Annotated in this window: 15 protein-coding genes; 11 read left to right on the top strand and 4 right to left on the bottom strand. The window is 64.1% G+C overall.

The window, feature by feature from the left end:
- The first annotated feature begins 27 nt into the window (after positions 1-27).
- From ECTOBSL9_RS14865 to fni, 6 genes are all read left to right on the top strand, one after another.
- Positions 28-855, top strand: a complete 828-nt coding sequence (locus tag ECTOBSL9_RS14865) for a B12-binding domain-containing protein (RefSeq protein WP_063465702.1) — start codon at positions 28-30, stop codon at positions 853-855.
- Positions 856-895: 40 nt separating this feature from the next.
- Positions 896-2,320 (top strand): transcriptional regulator PpsR, encoded by a 1,425-nt coding sequence (gene ppsR / locus ECTOBSL9_RS14860; RefSeq protein WP_063466239.1) that lies wholly within the window; start codon positions 896-898, stop codon positions 2,318-2,320.
- Between the two features lie 127 nt (positions 2,321-2,447).
- Positions 2,448-3,332: a chlorophyll synthase ChlG gene (chlG, locus tag ECTOBSL9_RS14855; RefSeq protein ID WP_082829986.1), complete on the top strand. Its 885-nt coding sequence runs from the start codon at positions 2,448-2,450 to the stop codon at positions 3,330-3,332.
- 304 nt (positions 3,333-3,636) lie between these two features.
- Positions 3,637-4,824, top strand: coding sequence for a geranylgeranyl diphosphate reductase (locus ECTOBSL9_RS14850; protein ID WP_063465700.1), 1,188 nt, complete (start codon positions 3,637-3,639; stop codon positions 4,822-4,824).
- A gap of 18 nt (positions 4,825-4,842) precedes the next feature.
- Complete coding sequence (locus ECTOBSL9_RS14845; RefSeq protein WP_063465699.1) at positions 4,843-5,106, top strand: hypothetical protein; 264 nt, start codon at positions 4,843-4,845, stop codon at positions 5,104-5,106.
- 3 nt (positions 5,107-5,109) lie between these two features.
- Entirely contained in the window at positions 5,110-6,171 is a 1,062-nt protein-coding gene (gene fni / locus ECTOBSL9_RS14840) for a type 2 isopentenyl-diphosphate Delta-isomerase (RefSeq protein ID WP_063465698.1), read from the top strand.
- Positions 6,172-6,279: 108 nt separating this feature from the next.
- On the opposite strand, the gene ECTOBSL9_RS14835 is transcribed toward fni, so the two are convergent.
- From ECTOBSL9_RS14835 to ECTOBSL9_RS14820, 4 genes are all read right to left on the bottom strand, one after another.
- Positions 6,280-7,770: an alpha/beta hydrolase gene (locus tag ECTOBSL9_RS14835; RefSeq protein ID WP_063465697.1), complete on the bottom strand. Its 1,491-nt coding sequence runs from the start codon at positions 7,768-7,770 to the stop codon at positions 6,280-6,282.
- A gap of 63 nt (positions 7,771-7,833) precedes the next feature.
- A complete protein-coding gene (gene gph, locus ECTOBSL9_RS14830) occupies positions 7,834-8,505 on the bottom strand; it encodes a phosphoglycolate phosphatase (RefSeq protein ID WP_063465696.1) in 672 nt (223 codons plus the stop codon).
- Between the two features lie 3 nt (positions 8,506-8,508).
- Positions 8,509-9,213, bottom strand: a complete 705-nt coding sequence (gene ubiG / locus ECTOBSL9_RS14825) for a bifunctional 2-polyprenyl-6-hydroxyphenol methylase/3-demethylubiquinol 3-O-methyltransferase UbiG (RefSeq protein ID WP_305728305.1) — start codon at positions 9,211-9,213, stop codon at positions 8,509-8,511.
- Positions 9,214-9,253: 40 nt separating this feature from the next.
- Positions 9,254-10,573 carry a TRZ/ATZ family hydrolase gene (locus tag ECTOBSL9_RS14820; RefSeq protein WP_063465694.1) on the bottom strand — a complete coding sequence of 440 codons (1,320 nt, stop codon included), beginning with the start codon at positions 10,571-10,573 and terminating at the stop codon, positions 9,254-9,256.
- Positions 10,574-10,711: 138 nt separating this feature from the next.
- Here ECTOBSL9_RS14820 and mtnA point away from each other — a divergent pair, with 138 nt between their 5' ends.
- From mtnA to pheA, 5 genes are all read left to right on the top strand, one after another.
- Entirely contained in the window at positions 10,712-11,767 is a 1,056-nt protein-coding gene (gene mtnA / locus ECTOBSL9_RS14815) for an S-methyl-5-thioribose-1-phosphate isomerase (RefSeq protein ID WP_063465693.1), read from the top strand.
- Positions 11,768-11,906: 139 nt separating this feature from the next.
- The gene (gyrA, locus tag ECTOBSL9_RS14810) at positions 11,907-14,528 is read left to right on the top strand and encodes a DNA gyrase subunit A (protein ID WP_063465692.1); all 2,622 of its coding nucleotides are present in this window, start codon (positions 11,907-11,909) and stop codon (positions 14,526-14,528) included.
- 51 nt (positions 14,529-14,579) lie between these two features.
- Positions 14,580-15,662, top strand: a complete 1,083-nt coding sequence (gene serC / locus ECTOBSL9_RS14805; RefSeq protein WP_063465691.1) for a 3-phosphoserine/phosphohydroxythreonine transaminase — start codon at positions 14,580-14,582, stop codon at positions 15,660-15,662.
- A gap of 1 nt (position 15,663) precedes the next feature.
- On the top strand, positions 15,664-16,827 hold the full coding sequence (locus ECTOBSL9_RS14800) for a phosphoglycerate dehydrogenase (protein WP_063465690.1): 1,164 nt from the start codon (positions 15,664-15,666) through the stop codon (positions 16,825-16,827).
- Positions 16,828-16,857: 30 nt separating this feature from the next.
- On the top strand, positions 16,858-17,949 hold the full coding sequence (gene pheA / locus ECTOBSL9_RS14795; protein WP_063465689.1) for a prephenate dehydratase: 1,092 nt from the start codon (positions 16,858-16,860) through the stop codon (positions 17,947-17,949).
- Positions 17,950-18,005 lie beyond the last annotated feature (56 nt).

Genomic DNA, 18,005 nt, shown 5'->3' with positions numbered 1-18,005 from the left:
GGCACCCACCGAATGTGCCCCGAGTCCATGCGCAAGGAACTGTCCCATGTGATCGAGGGCGAGATCATTCCACGCCTGATGATGGCGCATCGCTCGGAAGGGCGGACCCAGGGCACCACGACCCAGGGCGCTCCCTCGGGGGGCGCGCATACCGAGGCGGTGCCCATTGGCGCGCCGGTGGTGGAAGAGTTTTCGCGGATGGTGATCGAGCATGATGCTGCCGCGGCGCTTGCTTATGTGGAAACCCTGAGGGCGCAGGGGACAGCACTTGAAAGTGTGTTCGTTCACCTGCTGGCCCCTACCGCCAAGCGGCTGGGCGAGTTGTGGGAAGAGGATCAGGCCGATTTCACCGAAGTGACGGTGGGGCTATGCCGCCTGCAGCATGTCCTCCGGGAGTTGGGGGGTGCCTTTGAAGGGGAACTGGCCCTGCAACAATCGGGTGGCAAGCGCATTCTCATGTCTCCCATCCCCGGAGAGCAGCACACCTTCGGGTTGATGATGATTTCCGAATTCTTCCGTCGGGAGGGCTGGGATGTGACGTGTGACCCATCCCTGTCCACGCGGGATCTGAACCATCTGGTGCGCCAGGAATGGTTTGACGTGGTGGCTCTTTCGGTCAGCTGTCAGACCTTGCTCGATAAGGTCACCTCCACCATACGCGGGGTGCGGCGCGTTTCCCGCAATGCCTCCGTAGGGATCATCGTTGGGGGGCGTGTGTTTACCGAGAACCCTCAACTGGTTTCAGTGGTCGGTGCAGATGAAACGGCCCCCGATGGTGCCTCCGCAGTGCGGCGGGCAGAGGCGATGCTCGCGCGACGCGCGGGTTGCTTCCCGCAAGGCCTCGGCCCGATGTGATGTTTTCAACCAGGATTTGAAACCGATAAGCGTGGAGCTCGTGAAGCCGTTCAAAGCCCCAAAGCAGGTGCTCGGGGATCTGGAGCCCGACGAAGTCGCCTCCCTGGTGGCTACGGCGGCCGATGTGTCCCTGGTGCTCGACGAGACGGGGGTCATCCGGGATTTGGCCCTGGGAAGTGACGACCTCACCATGGAGGGGTACGGGCAGTGGGTGGGCAAGCCGTGGGTGGATACGGTCACTGTGGAGAGTCGGGGCAAGATCGAGGCCCTGCTTCGCGATGCCTCCTCGCCGGCCAATGTGCGCTGGCGCCAGGTCAATCATCCCTCCAGTCGTGGTCATGACGTACCGGTCATGTACTCTGCCATTCAGGTGGGGGAGGGCGGGCGCGTGGTGGCCATGGGGCGGGATCTGCGAGGCGTGGCGGCGCTGCAGCGCCGCCTCGTGGAGGCGCAGCAGTCCATGGAGCGGGAGTATGCGCGCCTGCGTCACGCCGAAACCCGCTATCGCCTGCTGTTTCAGGTGTCTTCCGAGGCAGTGCTGATCATGGATGCGGCCACCCACAAGGTGGTGGAAGCCAATCCTGCGGCGGGAGAGCTCCTGGGGGATGCGCCCCATAAACTGGTCGGCCGGGTCTTCCCGGAGGGCTTCGACCTGGAAAATACGCAGGTGGTTCAGGATATGCTGGCAACCGTGCGTGCCACCGGTAGGGCCGAGGATGTCCTGGTCCACTCGTTGGGTGGCGAGCAGGAATTCATCATCTCCTCCTCCTTGTTCCGCCAGGATAACGCCTCGCATTTCCTTGTACGCCTACGCTGTCCTCGTTCCGAGGCCTTGGCCTCCGTGGGGCCGCAGAGCGCGTCCCGTGTGCTCCAGATGGTGGAGCGGGCCCCGGATGGCTTCGTTGTCACCGACATGAGCGGTCGCATTCTCAGTGCCAACCCGGCCTTCCTCGAAATGGCGCAACTGCCCACCGAGGAGCAGGCCCGTGGGGAGTCCCTGGGCCGCTGGCTCGGGAGGCCGGGCGTGGACCTGGGGGTGCTCATCGGCAACCTGCGTGAGCACGGCGCAGTGAGGTTGTTTGCCACCGCCCTGCGCGGTGAATACGGGTCTGCCTCCGAGGTGGAGATCTCTGCAGTGGCGGTACTCGGCCTGGAAGAGCCCTGTCTGGGCTTTACCATTCGCAACGTGGGCGCGCGCCTGGCTCGCGAGACCATGGTGAATCGGGATGGTCCGCGCTCAGTGGAACAACTCACCGAGCTGGTGGGCCGGGTGCCCCTCAAGGACCTGGTGCGCGAGAGCACCGACATGATCGAGCGCCTGTGCATTGAGGCGGCCCTGGAACTGACCAACGACAACCGGGCCTCGGCGGCGGAAATGCTGGGACTGAGCCGGCAGAGTTTCTACGTGAAATTGCGCCGGTATGGGTTGGGTCATCTGGCGCACGAGAACGAAGAAAAGCTCTGAAACTTGACCTCCGTCAAGATGCCTTGCAACGCCTTTCCCGTGGCGTCTATCTGACATTACTTATAGTGCCTCCTCGGGGTGTAAATGGTGCTTGACGAAAGGGGGGGGCGCGTATAATTTAGCCGCCATGTCGCTCCCTCAGCCCCGTGCCATTCTCGAAGTCACTCACCCGGTCACCTGGTTTCCGCCCATGTGGGCCTACGCCTGCGGCGTGGTCTCCGCCGGTGTGGCGCTGGGAGAACGATGGGTCCTGATCATTGTCGGTGTCATGCTGGCTGGCCCGCTGATCTGCGGTACCAGTCAGGTGGTGAATGACTGGTTTGATCGGCACGTGGATGCCATCAACGAGCCCCACCGACCGATCCCCTCCGGGCGTATCCCGGGTCAATGGGGGCTTTGGCTCGCCATCATCTGGACGCTGGCCTCGCTGGCTCTGGCTACCGTGCTGGGTGTCTGGGGCTTCCTCGCGGCCGTCTTTGGTCTGATCCTGGCCTGGGCCTACAGCGCCCCGCCGACCCGCCTCAAGCGTAATGGCTGGTGGGGTAATTCCGCCGTGGCCATCTGCTACGAAGGCGTGCCCTGGTTCACGGGTGTCGTGGTCATGGCAGGCGTCTTCCCCGACTGGCGCATCATTGCCGTGGCCCTCCTTTACAGCATCGGCGCCCACGGCATCATGACCCTTAACGACTTCAAATCAGTGGAAGGCGATCGGCAGATGGGCCTGGGTTCGTTGCCGGTCAAGCTGGGGGTGGATCGCGCCGCCAAGCTGGCCTGCTGGGTGATGGCCATCCCTCAGTTGTTCGTGGTTGCCTTGCTGCTGTTCTGGGGGGCTCCCATCTACGCCGCCGCCGTGACGGTGTTGCTGGTGGTCCAGATCGCCCTGATGGTGCGTCTGCTCAAGCGGCCCAAGGAACTGGCGCCGTGGTATAACGCCACGGGGATCACGCTCTACGTCAGTGGCATGATGGTGACCGCATTCGCCCTGGGCAGCATGGACCTGATGGCGTCGTGAGCACCCATGGGGCAGGCGAACGGAGCTTGATCCAGGCGCCGTTCCCGGTCCTTGCCCCGTATTCCCAGGTCACGCGCCCCAGTTTCTCAAGGGCCATGCCCGTCTTCCCGGACGACCGTTCGTCCATTAGGGCCCGGCAACCTGGCCTGGCGCATGGGCCACATGTCCTTGATCATCTTTCCTTGATCCCGTCCCTGATACCCTTTCGCGCGGGTATAAATCGTGGCGCTCCCCGGGGCGCGCTCTTCCCTGCGGCGACCCTGGGTGACCCTGGGCGTCGCGGCAACCGGAACAGGTGAATGTAATGGCTGAAACACAGACCTTTGATATTGTTGTCGTGGGCGGTGGCCCTGCGGGGGCGACCGCGGCCAACGATCAGGCCCGTGCGGGTCGCAAGGTATTGCTGCTGGATCGTGGTGGGCGTATCAAGCCCTGCGGTGGGGCCATCCCACCGGTGACCATGACCGAGTTCGATCTCCCCGAGTCGGTGCTGGTGGCCAAGATTCGCTGTGCCCGCATGTTCTCGCCCAAGGACCGCAAGGTGGATATGCCCATCCAGGGCGGTTACGTGGGCATGGTGGACCGCAAGACTTTCGACGAGTGGCTGCGCAAGCGGGCCGTCGAGGGTGGCGCCGAACGACGCACCGGAACCTATGAGCGGATTGATCGTGACACCGATGGCACGGCCATCGTCCGTTATAAGGATGAGTCGGGCGAAGAGGTGGGTGTGCGCGCCCGGGCAGTGATCGGCGCCGATGGCGCCCGCTCCAACGTGGCCCGCCAGGAGGTTCCCGGTGCCGACAAGATCCCCCATGTGGCCGCTTATCACGAGATCATCAGCCGTCCCACTGCCAACGATGCGGAGTTTGATCCCGAGCGTTGTGATGTGTACTACCAGGGCAAGCTGTCACCGGATTTCTATGCCTGGGTGTTCCCCCATGGCGATACGGTGAGCGTGGGCGTCGGCTCGGCCCACAAGGGCTTTTCCCTCAAGGGTGCTGTGGCGGATCTGCGCAAGGCTTCAGGCATGGAGGATTGCGAGACCCTGCGTCGTGAGGGCGCGCCGATTCCCTTGTACCCCATGAAATGCTGGGACAATGGCAAGGACGTGCTACTGGCGGGTGATGCCGCCGGTGTGGTGGCACCCGCCTCCGGCGAGGGCATCTACTATGCCATGCTCGGCGGGCGCCTGGCTGGCGAGGCGGTGGCGGCCTTCCTGGATTCCGGCAACCCGGCCATGCTCAAGCAGGCACGCAAGCGCTTCATGAAGGCCCACGGGCAGGTGTTCTGGATCCTGGGGATCATGCAGCGCTTCTGGTACAGCAGTGACAAGCGCCGCGAACGGTTTGTGGCCATCTGTCAGGACAAGGATGTACAGGAACTCACCTGGCAGGCCTATATGTACAAGAAGCTGGTCAAGGCCAGGCCTCTTGCCCACATCCGCATCTTCTTCAAGGACATGGGGCATCTGCTCGGGTTGTCCCGGGTATAATCCGGCCTTCAGGCACGCATGTCGGAACTCTTCGCCACCGGTCGCATTGTTGATGTCATCCTGCTGGTGATGCTGCTGGAGGGGGCCTTGCTCCTCTGGTGGCATCGTCGCACGGGGCGCGGGCTTCCCGCGGATGTGATTGTGACCACGCTGCTGGCCGGGGGCTTCCTGTTGCTGGCATTGCGGGCGGCCTTGACCGGGGCCGACTGGCCCTGGATATCCTTGTGGTTGTCCGCCGGGCTGGTGGCCCATCTGGCAGACCTCTGGCGCAGGCTACGGTGATGCATGGGGTTTGAAGCGCGCGAACCCGCTGGCGACGATTGCCGGGATCCTGAATCCAAGGGGCGCCATCTGGACGTGTGCCTCTCGGGGCCGGTGGGTTATCGCAAGTCCACGGGGCTTGAGTGCTATGACCTGCTCAACCAGGCCTTGCCCGAGTTGTGCCTGGACGACATTGACCTGTCCGTCTCGCTGGCCGGTCGCATCCTGCGGGCCCCCTTGATGATTGCCCCCATGACGGGCGGCGATGCGCGTACCCATGAACTCAATCGTACCCTGGCTGCAGCTGCTCAGCGTTGGGGGCTGCCCATGGGTGTGGGCAGTCAGCGGGTGGCCATCGAGGATCCGTCCCGTGCCCGCTATTTCCAGCTGCGGGAGGAAGCCCCGGACGCGGTGCTCTTCGCCAATATTGGCGGGGCGCAACTGGTCAAGGGCTGGGGGACCGCCGAGGCCCGACGGGCTGTGGAGATGATCGGGGCCGATGCCCTGTTCGTGCATCTCAATCCCATGCAGGAGGCGGTGCAGGGGGGCGATCTGGATTTTCGCGGTCTGGGGGACCGGCTGGCCCGGCTCTGTGAGGATATGGCCGCTGATGGCATCCCGGTGTTTGCCCGTGAGGTCTGTTTCGGGCTGAGCGAGGGCGCCACCCGGGAGCTGCTGGCCTGTGGCGTGGCCGGTCTGGATTGCGCGGGTGCCGGCGGCACCTCGTGGGCGCGGGTGGAGGCCCTGTGTACCGATGGCGAGGGGGAGAGACACCTGGGCCAGGTCTTCGGTGAATGGGGGATTCCCACCGCCGAGAGTATCGTCAATGTCCGGCGGGTGGTGCCCGATCTCCCTCTGATCGCCTGCGGTGGTCTTCGTACGGGGCTGGACGTAGCCAAGGCCCTGGCCCTGGGGGCGAATGTGGCCGCCATGGCGAGACCGTTTCTGATCAAGGCCGCTCAGGGTCCCGAGGCACTGGATGGCTTCATTTCCCAGGTGCTCAGGGAGCTGCGGGTAGCCATGTTTGCCAGCGGCGCCGGGGAAGTATCAGCCCTGCGCGGTACCCTGACCCACCGCCACCGCTGAATCAAGCCCTGTCCTCCTTTGTGTGAATTCTGATGCTGGGAACCGGCCTTGCCGGCGACAGGGCATGCCCGCCGGCAGGTCCCTTCGCGGCCAGGGCCGCTCCCACGGTTAGATCAGCGGGAACATCACCGTCAATGTCCACCCCAGGAAGGCGGCCAGGGCGAAGCCATCTGCCCAGGGCCGCTGAATCGGTCGGCTGACCAGCAAGGGCAGGGCCAGCATCACCGGCAGCAGGGGCAGGATGATCAGCAGGAACATCATGCCATCCACGATGGCGGCGGCGACCCCCACCGTGACCATGGTGATCAGGGCCACTCCGAGACCGACACCCAGTCCGCGCCAGCCGGTGCGTCCCTGCAGTGCGGTGGCAAAGGCGACCGCCCAGGGCAGGATCAGCAGGGTCAGGATGGGTAGATAGGGCAGTCGATGCAGCGGTGGCCACCAGGCCAGCCATAGGGCTGCCCCCATCACGCCAAAGCCCAGCACCAGCACACCGAGCATGATGGGGCCCCAGGCCAGGTCAGGCCATTCGGGCCGGGGTGGTCGAGTGCCCAGTGCCAGCCAGATGCCCCCCGCCAGGGCCAGCCACAGGGCAAATTGGGGGCTGACCAGGATCCCGCCGATTCCATCCAGATAGATGATCTCCCCAATGCCAATGAGCAGGAGGGTGGCCAGCGCACCACTGATGGCGGCGCGCACCAGGGGGCGTCGGGTGCGCCCATGGGCCTGTGCCTGAGCCGTATCCAGGCGCAGTCGATCGCCATCCACCCAAAGCGGTGCCAGGGCGCGCCAGAGGACGATGGTGCCCACCAGATTCAGCAACCACCAGAGCATGGGGCTGATCCTGCTGGCCGGCTGAGGGGAGATCTCCGATACCTGAGCCAGCCATTGTATGGAGGCTGCGTGAGCCTGGGGGCTGAACAGCACACCGATATGTTCCACGCCGGGGATCACTTCAAGGGCCCGGGCAGTGCCTGCGGTAGGATCACCCCCGGGGCCGCCCGCTTTTTCCAGCAGGTTCTGTGCGGCTTCCAGGAAGGGTCCTTCCCAGGCCCCGGCCATCAGCAGCAGGTTGGGTGGGCTCTCCGGGGTGACCTCGCTCTGACCGGGGGAGACTGCCACGACGGCCTTGATCGGCTGGGTGGTGTCCATGGCGGCGTCAATCACCGCGCCAGCACCCAGGGAGTGACCCAGGAGGGACAGTCGCTCGGCATCCACCTCCGGCTGTTCGCCCAGTAATGTCAGGGCCGACTGCACGTCACGCTGGAATTGCTCGGGGTCGTTCCACCAGTCCAGCGGTGCTCGATTACGCCCGTGCCCGCTCAGATCGGGCAGGGCCACCACGAAGCCCGCATCGGCAAGCGCCAGCCCCCAGGTGCGCATGAGTTGGGCTGAGCCCGCGAAACCATGGGCGACCACCACGCCGGGGGCATGGCGGGCATCGTCCGGCAGCAGCAGGGTGACTGGCACCCCATCGCGCTCCAGCTGGCGCTGCTCAACACCCTGTCCGGTGTCGATGACCATGATCCAGGCCGTGATGATCACCGCGAGGGCGAGCAGGGCGGTGATGATCCTGAGAGCGGGATGGCTTGTGTGCATGGGCTGGGTGTTCCTTGTGAGTGTGTGCCGGCTAAGGCCTGAGGCCCATTTCGTTATCCGTGGTCACGACACCTGCCCGAGTCCCGCCCGTGCCGGCAGCCAGTCCATGATCTCAACGGGGTGCTGGATGAAGCCATCAGCGCCCCAGGCCTCCGGCTTCTGAGTGGCATCGATATAGCCGTAGCGGGCCACCAGGGTGCGCATGCCCGCGGCCCGGCCTGCCTCGATGTCCCGGTGGGCATCGCCGATATAGAGACACTGCTCGGGGGTGCTCCCGGACTGCTCGCAGGCCAGCAGCATGGGCATGGGATGGGGCTTGCGTTCGGCTGTGGTGTCGCCACTGATCACCGTGGCAGCGCGATCATACAGACCCATGGAGCGCAGCAGGGGGTCGGTCAGAAAGGCCGGCTTGTTGGTGACTATCCCCCAGTTCATGCCTCGCGATTCAATGGCTTCCAGGACCTCGTGCATGCCGGGGAAAAGCCGGCTCTCCCGATGGAGGTGGGCCGAGTAGATCTCCAGGAAGCGTTCACGCAGGCCATCGAATACCGCCCCGGCGGCTTCGGGGAACCCCAGGGTCACCAGGGCCGCACTGCCATGGGAGACATGATCCCGTACCTGCTCGAAGGGCAGGGGAGTGAGGCCCCGTTCCTGTTGCAGGCAGTGCAGGGCGTAATGCAGGTCCGGCGCGGTGTCGGCCAGCGTGCCGTCCAGATCGAAAAGGATGGTGCGCAAGGGTCAGGCTTCCCGCACGGCGTGGGCCAGGTAGTTCACGTCAACACCCGGGCCCAGGCGATAGCTGCGATTGATCAGGTCGTAGTGCATGCCCATGAGGTTGCGCATGGATAATCCGGCTTGCCGCATCCAGGCTTCCATTTCGGAGGGCCGGATGAATCGGGCATATTCATGGGTGCCCGGGGGCAGCATGCGCATCAGGTATTCAGCGCCGAGGATGGCCATGGCAAACGACTTGGGCGTGCGATTCAAGGTGGCCACGCACAGATGACCACCCGGCTTGAGCAGGCGCGCGCAGGCATCGAGCACCGAGCCCGGATCGGGGACATGTTCCAGCATCTCCATGCAGGTGATCACGTCGAACTGGCCCGGCATCTCCGTGGCCAGTGCCTCTGCGGAACTCTGCCGGTAGTCCACTTCCAGGCCGGATTCCAGCAGGTGCAGGCGCGCCACGCCCAGGGCGTTTTCACCCATGTCGATCCCGGTGACCTGGGCGCCACGGCGGGCCATGGCCTCCGACAGCAGGCCGCCGCCGCAGCCCACGTCCAGCACCTTTTTGTCCTGCAGGCCGCCAGTGCGTTCGTCGATGTAGTCCAGCCTGATCGGGTTGATCTCGTGCAGGGGGCGGCATTCGCCCTCAGGATCCCACCAGCGGTGGGCCATCTCATCGAACTTGGCGATTTCGGCGGCGTCGACGTTGGTATGCATCTCGGACATGGGGGTTGTCATCACGGGTCGGGTGGGTGGCTCAGTCGGCCTCTGCAATACGGGCTTGCCAACTGGAGATCCGTTGGCGCAGCTGAGTGTCATCAATGGTGGTGAGCTGGCGATCCCGCAACAGCGGGCGGCCCGCTACCCAGGCATCGCTCACCTGGTGACGAGCCACGGCATACACCAGATGGGAGACGGGGTCATACACGGGCTGACTTTCCAGTTCGCCCAGATTGACGGCAACCATGTCCGCGCTCTTGCCAGGGGTGAGGGAGCCGATTTCATCGGCCAGGCCCAGGGCGCGAGCACCGTTGAGGGTGGCCATGCGCAGCGCGGTATGGGCAGGCAGCGCGGCGGCGTTGCCGCTGACGCCCTTGGCCAGCAGGGCGGCGGTGCGCATCTCGCCGAACATGTCCAGGTCGTTGTTGCTGGCTGAGCCGTCGGTGCCCAGGGCCACGTTCACCCCCGCTTCCATCAAGGCATGCACCGGACAGAACCCGGAGGCCAGCTTCAGGTTGGATTCGGGGCAGTGCACCACATGGGTGCCGGTATCAGCCAGGTGCGCGATCTCGCCACTTTCCAGTTGAGTCATGTGTACGGCCATGAGATTGGGGCCGGCCAGTCCCAGTTGGGCCAGGCGTTCCAGGGGGCGTACGCCAAAGCGGGCCTTGGATTCCTCCAGTTCATGAGCCGTTTCATGCACGTGCATGTGCACGGGAATGTCCAGTTCTGCCGATAGGGTGGCCAGGCGTTTGAGGGGTTCATCGGCCACGGTGTAGGGCGCGTGCGGGGCAAAGCAGAACGACAGCAGGCTCTCGCCCTTGTGGCGGTCGAAGATGTCCAGCCCTTTATCGATGTACTCGGATGCCTGCGACGCCCAGGCGCTGGGGAAGTCGATGACGATCAGGCCGATGGCGGCGCGGATGCCCACCTGGCCGCTGACCTGGGCGGTGGTCTCCGGGAAGAAGTACATGTCGTTGAAACAGGTAGTGCCACCGCGCAGCATCTCCGCTGCCGCCAGCAAGGTGCCGTCATGGACAAAGTCCTCGCCCACGAAACGCCCCTCGGCGGGCCAGATATGGTTCTGCAGCCAGTCCATCAGCGGCAGATCATCGGCCAGTCCGCGCAGCAGGGTCATGGGGGAGTGGGTGTGGGCATTCACCAGTCCGGGGATCAGGGCGTGCTGCGCCAGGCGACGATGGGTCTCGCCGTGATAGCGCGACTCCGCTTCCGCCGTGGGCAACAGGTCCAGGATGCGACCCTCGTGAACCACCAGGCTGTAACCTTCCAGCACCGTCTCGTCCGGCTCCACTGGCACGATCCAGCGGGGGGTGATGATCTTGTCGACGCTTTGCATCCGGGCAAGATAACGATTACACGTGGGTTGGACAAGTATTCAGCCCGGCGGGGACGTGCGGGCTGGGCGGGGGGCTGTGGCACGGGGCGGGATATCCTGGCAAAGTACCGGGCTTCCCACCGGCAACCCCGACACGTCATGAGCACACACACGCACGACTCCATTCGCGCGGTCCAGTGGACCGGCACCCAACTCAGCCTGCTGGATCAGCGCTTGCTGCCCCATGAGAGCGTCTATCTGGAGATGGATACGGCCACTGCCGCGGCCGATGCCATCCGTGACATGGTGGTCCGCGGGGCGCCGGCCATCGGTGTGGCCGCTGCTTATGCGGTGGTGCTGGCGGCGCGGCGCGCCTGGGCGGCTGATCAGCGTGGCTGGCGCGCCGGTATGGCGACCGATCTCAAGGCCCTGGCCGATTCACGCCCCACGGCAGTGAATCTGTTCTGGGCCCTGGCACGCATGGGGCAGGTGATGGAGGGGCTGCCCGATGATCAGGACCCGGAGCCCGCCCTGCTGGCGGCGGCCGAGCGCATTCATCAGGAGGATGTGGATGGCAACCGGCACATGGGTGATCTGGGGGCGGCCCTGTTGCAGGATGGGCGCGATGTGCTCACCCATTGTAATACCGGGTCACTGGCGACCGGTGGCTATGGCACGGCCCTGGGTGTGATTCGCAGCGCCTACGCTCAGGGTCGGGTCAAGCATGTGTATGCCGATGAGACCCGCCCCTGGTTGCAGGGGTCGCGCCTGACTGCCTGGGAACTGGTTCAGGACGGGATTCCCGTGAGTCTTTTGTGCGAAGGGGCGGCGGCCAGTCTGATGCGCGAGGGTCGCGTGGGGTGGGTGATCGTCGGTTCGGATCGCATCGCCGCCAATGGTGATGCTGCCAACAAGATTGGCACCTATGGCCTTGCGGTGCTGGCCCGCCATCATGGAGTGAAGTTCATGGTGGCGGCGCCCACCACCACCATCGACATGGAGGCGGCCACCGGGGCGGATATTCCCATCGAGCAGCGCGGTCAGGAAGAGGTGCTGGAGCTGGCGGGGCGCCGCGTGGCGGCCCCTGGGGCGAATGCCTGGAATCCGGCCTTCGATGTCACCCCGGCAGCGTTGATTGATGCCATCGTCACGGAGCGGGGCGTGGTGGAGAATCCCGACCTGCAGAAGATGAAGGCGCTGTTCGAGGCCGACTGACCCGGGCCGGCCCGGCCGAGGTCCATCCCTCCGTGGGCCGGTCATCCCGGCCTGCATCACTGCTGCCCCTTTCGCCGATGTGGTATCATCCGGCGTTTGTTTCAGTCCTTCCATGTCAACTACAGCGCCCCGAGACTGAATGGTCGAATTCGCCAAAGAAATCCTGCCGGTCAACCTGGAAGACGAGATGCGTCAGTCCTATCTGGACTACGCCATGAGCGTCATCATCGGTCGAGCCCTGCCAGACGTACGCGACGGGCTCAAACCTGTGCACCGCCGGGTGCTCTTCGCCATGCGGGTGCTGGGCAATGACTGGAACAAGCCGTACAAGAAATCCGCCCGTGTGGTGGGTGACGTCATCGGTAAATACCATCCCCATGGTGATTCCGCCGTGTACGACACCATCGTGCGCATGGCCCAGTCCTTCTCCATGCGCTACATGCTGGTGGACGGACAGGGCAACTTCGGCTCGGTGGACGGTGATGCCCCGGCAGCCATGCGATACACGGAAGTGCGCATGGCGAAGATCGCCCATGAACTGCTGGCGGATATCGACAAGGAGACGGTGGACTTCGTCGATAACTACGACGGTTCCGAGTCCGAACCTTCCGTCTTCCCCACCCAGCTTCCCAACCTGCTGATCAACGGGTCGGCCGGTATTGCCGTGGGCATGGCCACCAACATTCCTCCCCACAGCCTGACCGAAGTGGTCAATGCCTGCGTGGCGTTGATCGACGACCCGGGCCTGGGCGTGGAAGGCCTGATGGAGCACATCCCGGGGCCGGACTTCCCCACCGCCGGCATCATCAATGGCGACCGGGGCATTCACGAGGCCTATCGCACCGGGCGCGGGCGCATCTATGTGCGGGCCCGCTCCCACGTGGAGACGGATGAATCCACCGGGCGCAACAGCATTGTGGTCACGGAGCTGCCCTACCAGGTGAACAAGGCGCGCCTTCTGGAGCGTATTGCCGAACTGGTCAAGGACAAGAAACTGGAGGGAATCAGCGAACTGCGTGACGAGTCCGACAAGGACGGCATGCGCATGGTGGTGGAGCTCAAGCGGGGGGAAGTCCCCGAGGTGGTGCTCAACAACCTCTACCTGCACACCCAGATGCAGAATGTATTCGGCATCAATATGGTGGCTCTGGTGGACGGGCAACCCCGGTTGCTGGATCTCAAGCAGATTCTTGAGGCCTTTTTGCGCCATCGGCGCGAAGTGGTCACCCGCCGAACCATCTTTGAGCTGCGCAAGGCCCGGGAGCGGGCCCATGTGCTGGAAGGCCTGGCCGTAGCCCTGGCGAACATCGACGAGATCATTGCCCTGATCAAGGCCTCGGGCAGCCCGGCGGAGGCCAAGGAAGGGCTGCTGGGTCGTGTCTGGGCCCCCGGTGTGGTGCAGGACATGCTGGATCGCGCCGGCGCCTGGGCCTCACGGCCGGAGGATCTGGCCAGCGATTTCGGGCTGCAGGAGGGCGGCTACCGGCTCTCCGAGGCCCAGGCCCAGGCCATCCTGGACCTGCGCCTGCACCGCCTGACCGGCCTTGAACAGGATAAGATCGTTAATGAATACCGGGAACTGCTGGGGCGTATCGAGGAGTTGCTGGAGATTCTGTCCAGCCCCGGACGCCTGATGGAGGTCATCCGCGAGGAACTGGTCGCCATGCGCGAACAGTACGGTGATACGCGCCGCACCGAGATCCTCAATAATCACGTGGATCTCACGCTGGCAGACCTGATCACCGAGGAAGATGTGGTGGTCACCCTCTCCCATGCCGGTTACGCCAAGTATCAGCCCCTGACAGCCTACCGGGCACAAAAGCGCGGCGGGCGTGGCAAGACGGCCACCACCTTCCGTGACGAGGACTTCATCGACCGCCTGGTGGTGGCCAACACCCACGACACCATCCTGTGCTTCTCCAGTCGCGGCAAGGCCTACTGGCTCAAGGTGTATGAACTGCCCATGGGCAGTCGCGCCGCCCGAGGGCGACCCATGGTGAACCTGCTGCCCCTGGAAGAGGGGGAGCGCATCAATGCCATCCTGCCGGTGCGCGAGTACCGGGAGGACATGTATGTGTTCATGGCCACCAGCAGTGGCATCGTCAAGAAGACCCCCTTGGTGGACTTCTCCCGCCCCCGTTCCAACGGCATCATCGCCGTGGGCCTGCGCGAGGACGACTGGCTGGTGGACGTGAAGGTGACCGATGGGCATCAGGATGTGATGCTGCTCAGCTCCGCTGGCAAGGCAGTGCGGTTCAGCGAAGATACCGTGCGGGCCATGGGTCGCACCGCCAGCGGCGTGCGTGGCGTGCGTCTGGGGCCGGACCAGCAGGTGATCTCCTTGATCATCGTCGACCAGGGCAACATCCTGATCGCCACCGAGAACGGCTATGGCAAGCGCACATCACCCGATGAATTCCCCCTGCATGGCCGGGGCGGCCAGGGCGTGATCGCCATTCAGACCGGAGGCCGCAACGGTGCGGTGGTGGGGGCTACCCTGGTGGGAGATGATGATCAGGTGATGCTCATCACCAATGGCGGCACCCTCGTGCGCACCCCGATCGGGGATATCCCGGTGCTGGGACGCAACACCCAGGGCGTGCGTCTGATACGCCTTGCTGATGACGAGAATCTGGTGGAACTGGCGCGGGTCGAGGGCCTCAATGGCGACGATAACGAGAGCGGTGATGGCAACGGCGATGACGCCGAAGACGGTGACGACGCCGACGACGGCGGGTCGTTGCCGGAAGACGCCTCCTGACCCGGTTCGCCCCGTAATCAATCTGTCCGTGATCCAAACCAGGAGTGAAACATGACACGTGTCTATAACTTCAGCGCCGGCCCTGCCGTGCTCCCCGAACCGGTGCTGGAGCGCGCCCGCGCAGAGATGCTCGACTGGAATGGCACCGGCATGTCGGTGATGGAGATGAGTCACCGCGGCAAGGCCTTCGTGTCCATCGCTGCTCAGGCAGAGCAGGATCTGCGCGATCTGCTCAAGGTGCCGGACAACTACAAGGTCCTGTTCCTTCAGGGTGGTGCCTCGGGTCAGTTTGCCGCCGTGCCCATGAACCTGCTGCGCGGCAAGAAGCAGGTGGATTACGTGAATACCGGGTCCTGGTCCAAGAAGGCCATCTCCGAGGCCAAAAAGTATGCAGACGTGAACGTGGTCGCCACCAGCGAGGCGGACAACTTCACGCACATCCCCGCCTTTGACTCCTGGCAGTGCAACGGCGATGCCGCCTACCTGCACTACACCCCCAACGAGACCATCGGTGGAGTGGAGTTCCATTGGGTGCCCGAGACCGGGGATGTGCCTCTGGTGGCGGATATGTCCTCGAACATCCTCTCTCGCCCCATTGACGTCTCCAAATATGGCGTGATCTACGCCGGCGCCCAGAAGAACATCGGCCCTGCCGGTCTCACCCTGGTGATCGTGCGGGATGATCTGATCGGTGATGCCATGCCCGGCTTGCCCAGTATCCTGGACTACAAGGTCCAGGCAGATGCGGACTCCATGTCCAACACCCCCCCCACCTATGGCTGGTATCTGGCCGGTCTGGTCTTCCAGTGGCTCAAGGAACTGGGTGGGCTGGAAGCCATGGAGCAGATCAATCGCCGCAAGGCCGAGAAGCTCTACACTGCCATCGATAACTCCGCCTTCTATCACAACCCGGTGGAGGTGTCCGCCCGGTCACTGATGAACGTGCCCTTCACCCTGGCGGATGCCGAACTGGACGGCCTTTTCCTCAAGGAGGCCGAGCAGGCCGGGCTGACCACCCTCAAGGGTCACCGCTCCGTGGGCGGCATGCGGGCCAGCATCTACAACGCCATGCCAGAGGCTGGCGTGGATGCACTGGTGGAATTCATGGTGGACTTCGAACAGCGCAAGGCCTGACATGTACAAGATTCTCACGCTCAATAATATTTCCCCCAAGGGCCTGGACCAGTTCGGGCACGAGCACTATGAAGTGGCCTCGGAGATGTCCCAGCCGGATGCCATCATGGTGCGCTCAGCCAACATGCACGACATGGATATTCCCGGTAGCCTCAAGGCTGTGGGCCGCGCCGGTGCCGGTGTGAACAACATCCCCATCGATGCCATGAGCGAACGGGGCGTGGCGGTGTTCAATGCACCGGGCGCCAATGCCAATGCCGTCAAGGAGATGGTGCTGGCGGGGATGCTGCTGGCAGCACGCAATATCCCCCAGGCCTGGGACTACGCGCGGCAGCTGGAAGGGGATGATGCCAGCGTGCACAAGCAGGTGGAGGCGGGCAAGAAAAAATATGCCGGCTTCGAACTGCCCAGTCGCACCCTGGGTGTGGTGGGCCTGGGTGCCATCGGCGTGCAGGTGGCCAATGCCGCCCGCCTGCTGGGCATGCGGGTGGTGGGCTACGACCCCCACATGACCGTGAACCGGGCCTGGCAGCTCAATGCCGGCGTGGAGCAGGCCGTGAGCGTGGATGACCTGCTCAACCGCTGCGACATGGTGACTTTCCATATACCCCTCAATGATCACACCCGTCACCTGATCAACAGCGATCGGCTGCACAACATGAAGCGTGGCTCGGTGGTACTGAATTTCGCTCGGGACGAAATTGTTGACGAGCAGGCAGTGCTGGCGGCCCTGGCCTCCGGGCAATTGCACGCCTATGTATGCGATTTTCCCAGCAATGGTCTCAAGGGGCAGGACAGGGTCATCGCACTGCCACATTTGGGTGCCTCCACCAGCGAGGCAGAGGAGAACTGCGCCATCATGGTGGGAGAGCAGTTGCGGGATTATCTTGAGAACGGCAACGTGCGCAATTCCGTGAACCTGCCCGAGGTCACGCTGCCGCGCGCCGGCAAGGCGCGGCTGGCGGTCATGAACCGCAATCGTCCGGACATGGTGGGGCAGATCTCCCATGTGCTGGGGCAGAGTGATATCAACATCGTGCACATGGTGAATGAATCCCGCAATGGCATTGCCTACAATCTCATAGATGTGGAGGATGAGGTTGATGAAGAGGCCGCACGGGGTATCGCGGGTATTGATGGCGTGTTGCGTGTGCGCGTCCTCTAACGGGGCCGAGACGGCGGGGCAGATTGATTGATGAGTGCCGGGGACGAGACAACGCTCGCTGATATCCGTCAGCGTATTGATTCGCTGGATGCGCAGATCATGGCGCTGATCAGTGATCGTGCCGCCTGTGCCCAGGAAGTCGCCCGCATCAAGCGGGAGGCCGACGAGCAGGCAGAGTTCTATCGGCCGGAGCGCGAGGCCCAGGTGCTCCGACGTATCCACCAGTCGAACCCCGGCCCCCTGGATAGCGAGGAGATGACGCGGCTGTTCAGGGAAATCATGTCTGCCTGTCTGGCCCTTGAGCAGCAACTGTCGGTGGCCTTCCTGGGGCCGGAGGGCACCTTCACCCAGGCAGCGGCGCTGAAGCATTTTGGTCATTCCGTGAAGACGGTGGCCATGAGCGCCATCGACGAGGTGTTCCGGGAGGTGGAATCCGGCAGCGCCCACTATGGTGTGGTGCCGATAGAGAACTCCACCGAAGGCGTGGTGACCCATACCCTGGATCGCTTCATGCAGTCTCCGCTGAGTATCTGCGGTGAGGTGGAGCTGCGCATTCACCACCACCTGCTGTCCACCGAAAGGGATCTGGCTCAGGTGGAGCGGGTCTACTCCCATCAGCAGTCCCTGGCCCAGTGCCGGGAATGGCTGGATGCGCGCCTGAGCCATGTGGAGCGGGTCGCCGTGAGCAGTAACGCCGAGGCCGCGCGCCGCTCCGCGCGCGAACCGGGCACTGCGGCCATCGCCAGCGAGGCGGCGGCGGAGTTGTACGGCCTGGGTGTGCTCTCTGCCAATATCGAGGACTCCCCCGATAACACCACCCGTTTTCTGGTGATCGGGCCGCGCTCCAGCGGCCCTTCCGGCCATGACAAGACCACGCTGCTGCTGTCTGCGCGCAATCGTCCGGGCTCCCTGTTTGCCCTTTTGTCACCGTTTGCCAATCACGATGTCAGTCTGACACGCATCGAATCCCGCCCGTCCCAATGTGTGAACTGGGAGTATGTCTTCTTCATCGACATCGTCGGACACGCCGCTGACCCCCCGGTGGCTGGGGCACTGCAGGAATTGCGGGAGGCGGCGGAGTTGGTGAAGGTGCTTGGCTCTTATCCCAAGGCAGTGCTGTAGTTCTGGCCATCGGTGGCCGGACCGCTCCCAGGGGACGGGGCGCCCATCGACACAAT

The sequence above is a fragment of the Ectothiorhodospira sp. BSL-9 genome, from assembly GCF_001632845.1.
In the GTDB taxonomy this organism is placed as follows: Bacteria; Pseudomonadota; Gammaproteobacteria; order Ectothiorhodospirales; family Ectothiorhodospiraceae; genus Ectothiorhodospira.
Note: the sequence above shows the minus strand (reverse complement) of the source record. Positions and strands in the feature narration are given on the sequence as shown.

Coding starts and splice junctions, on each gene's coding strand:
- serC (WP_063465691.1), top strand. CDS start 14,580: ATGACACGTGTCTATAACTTCAGCGCCGGCCCTGCCGTGCTCCCCGAA.
- pheA (WP_063465689.1), top strand. CDS start 16,858: ATGAGTGCCGGGGACGAGACAACGCTCGCTGATATCCGTCAGCGTATT.
- gyrA (WP_063465692.1), top strand. CDS start 11,907: ATGGTCGAATTCGCCAAAGAAATCCTGCCGGTCAACCTGGAAGACGAG.
- ECTOBSL9_RS14865 (WP_063465702.1), top strand. CDS start 28: ATGCGCAAGGAACTGTCCCATGTGATCGAGGGCGAGATCATTCCACGC.
- fni (WP_063465698.1), top strand. CDS start 5,110: ATGGGGTTTGAAGCGCGCGAACCCGCTGGCGACGATTGCCGGGATCCT.
- ECTOBSL9_RS14845 (WP_063465699.1), top strand. CDS start 4,843: ATGTCGGAACTCTTCGCCACCGGTCGCATTGTTGATGTCATCCTGCTG.
- ECTOBSL9_RS14850 (WP_063465700.1), top strand. CDS start 3,637: ATGGCTGAAACACAGACCTTTGATATTGTTGTCGTGGGCGGTGGCCCT.
- chlG (WP_082829986.1), top strand. CDS start 2,448: ATGTCGCTCCCTCAGCCCCGTGCCATTCTCGAAGTCACTCACCCGGTC.
- ECTOBSL9_RS14835 (WP_063465697.1), bottom strand. CDS start 7,770: ATGCACACAAGCCATCCCGCTCTCAGGATCATCACCGCCCTGCTCGCC.
- ubiG (WP_305728305.1), bottom strand. CDS start 9,213: ATGCATACCAACGTCGACGCCGCCGAAATCGCCAAGTTCGATGAGATG.
- ECTOBSL9_RS14820 (WP_063465694.1), bottom strand. CDS start 10,573: ATGCAAAGCGTCGACAAGATCATCACCCCCCGCTGGATCGTGCCAGTG.
- ECTOBSL9_RS14800 (WP_063465690.1), top strand. CDS start 15,664: ATGTACAAGATTCTCACGCTCAATAATATTTCCCCCAAGGGCCTGGAC.
- mtnA (WP_063465693.1), top strand. CDS start 10,712: ATGAGCACACACACGCACGACTCCATTCGCGCGGTCCAGTGGACCGGC.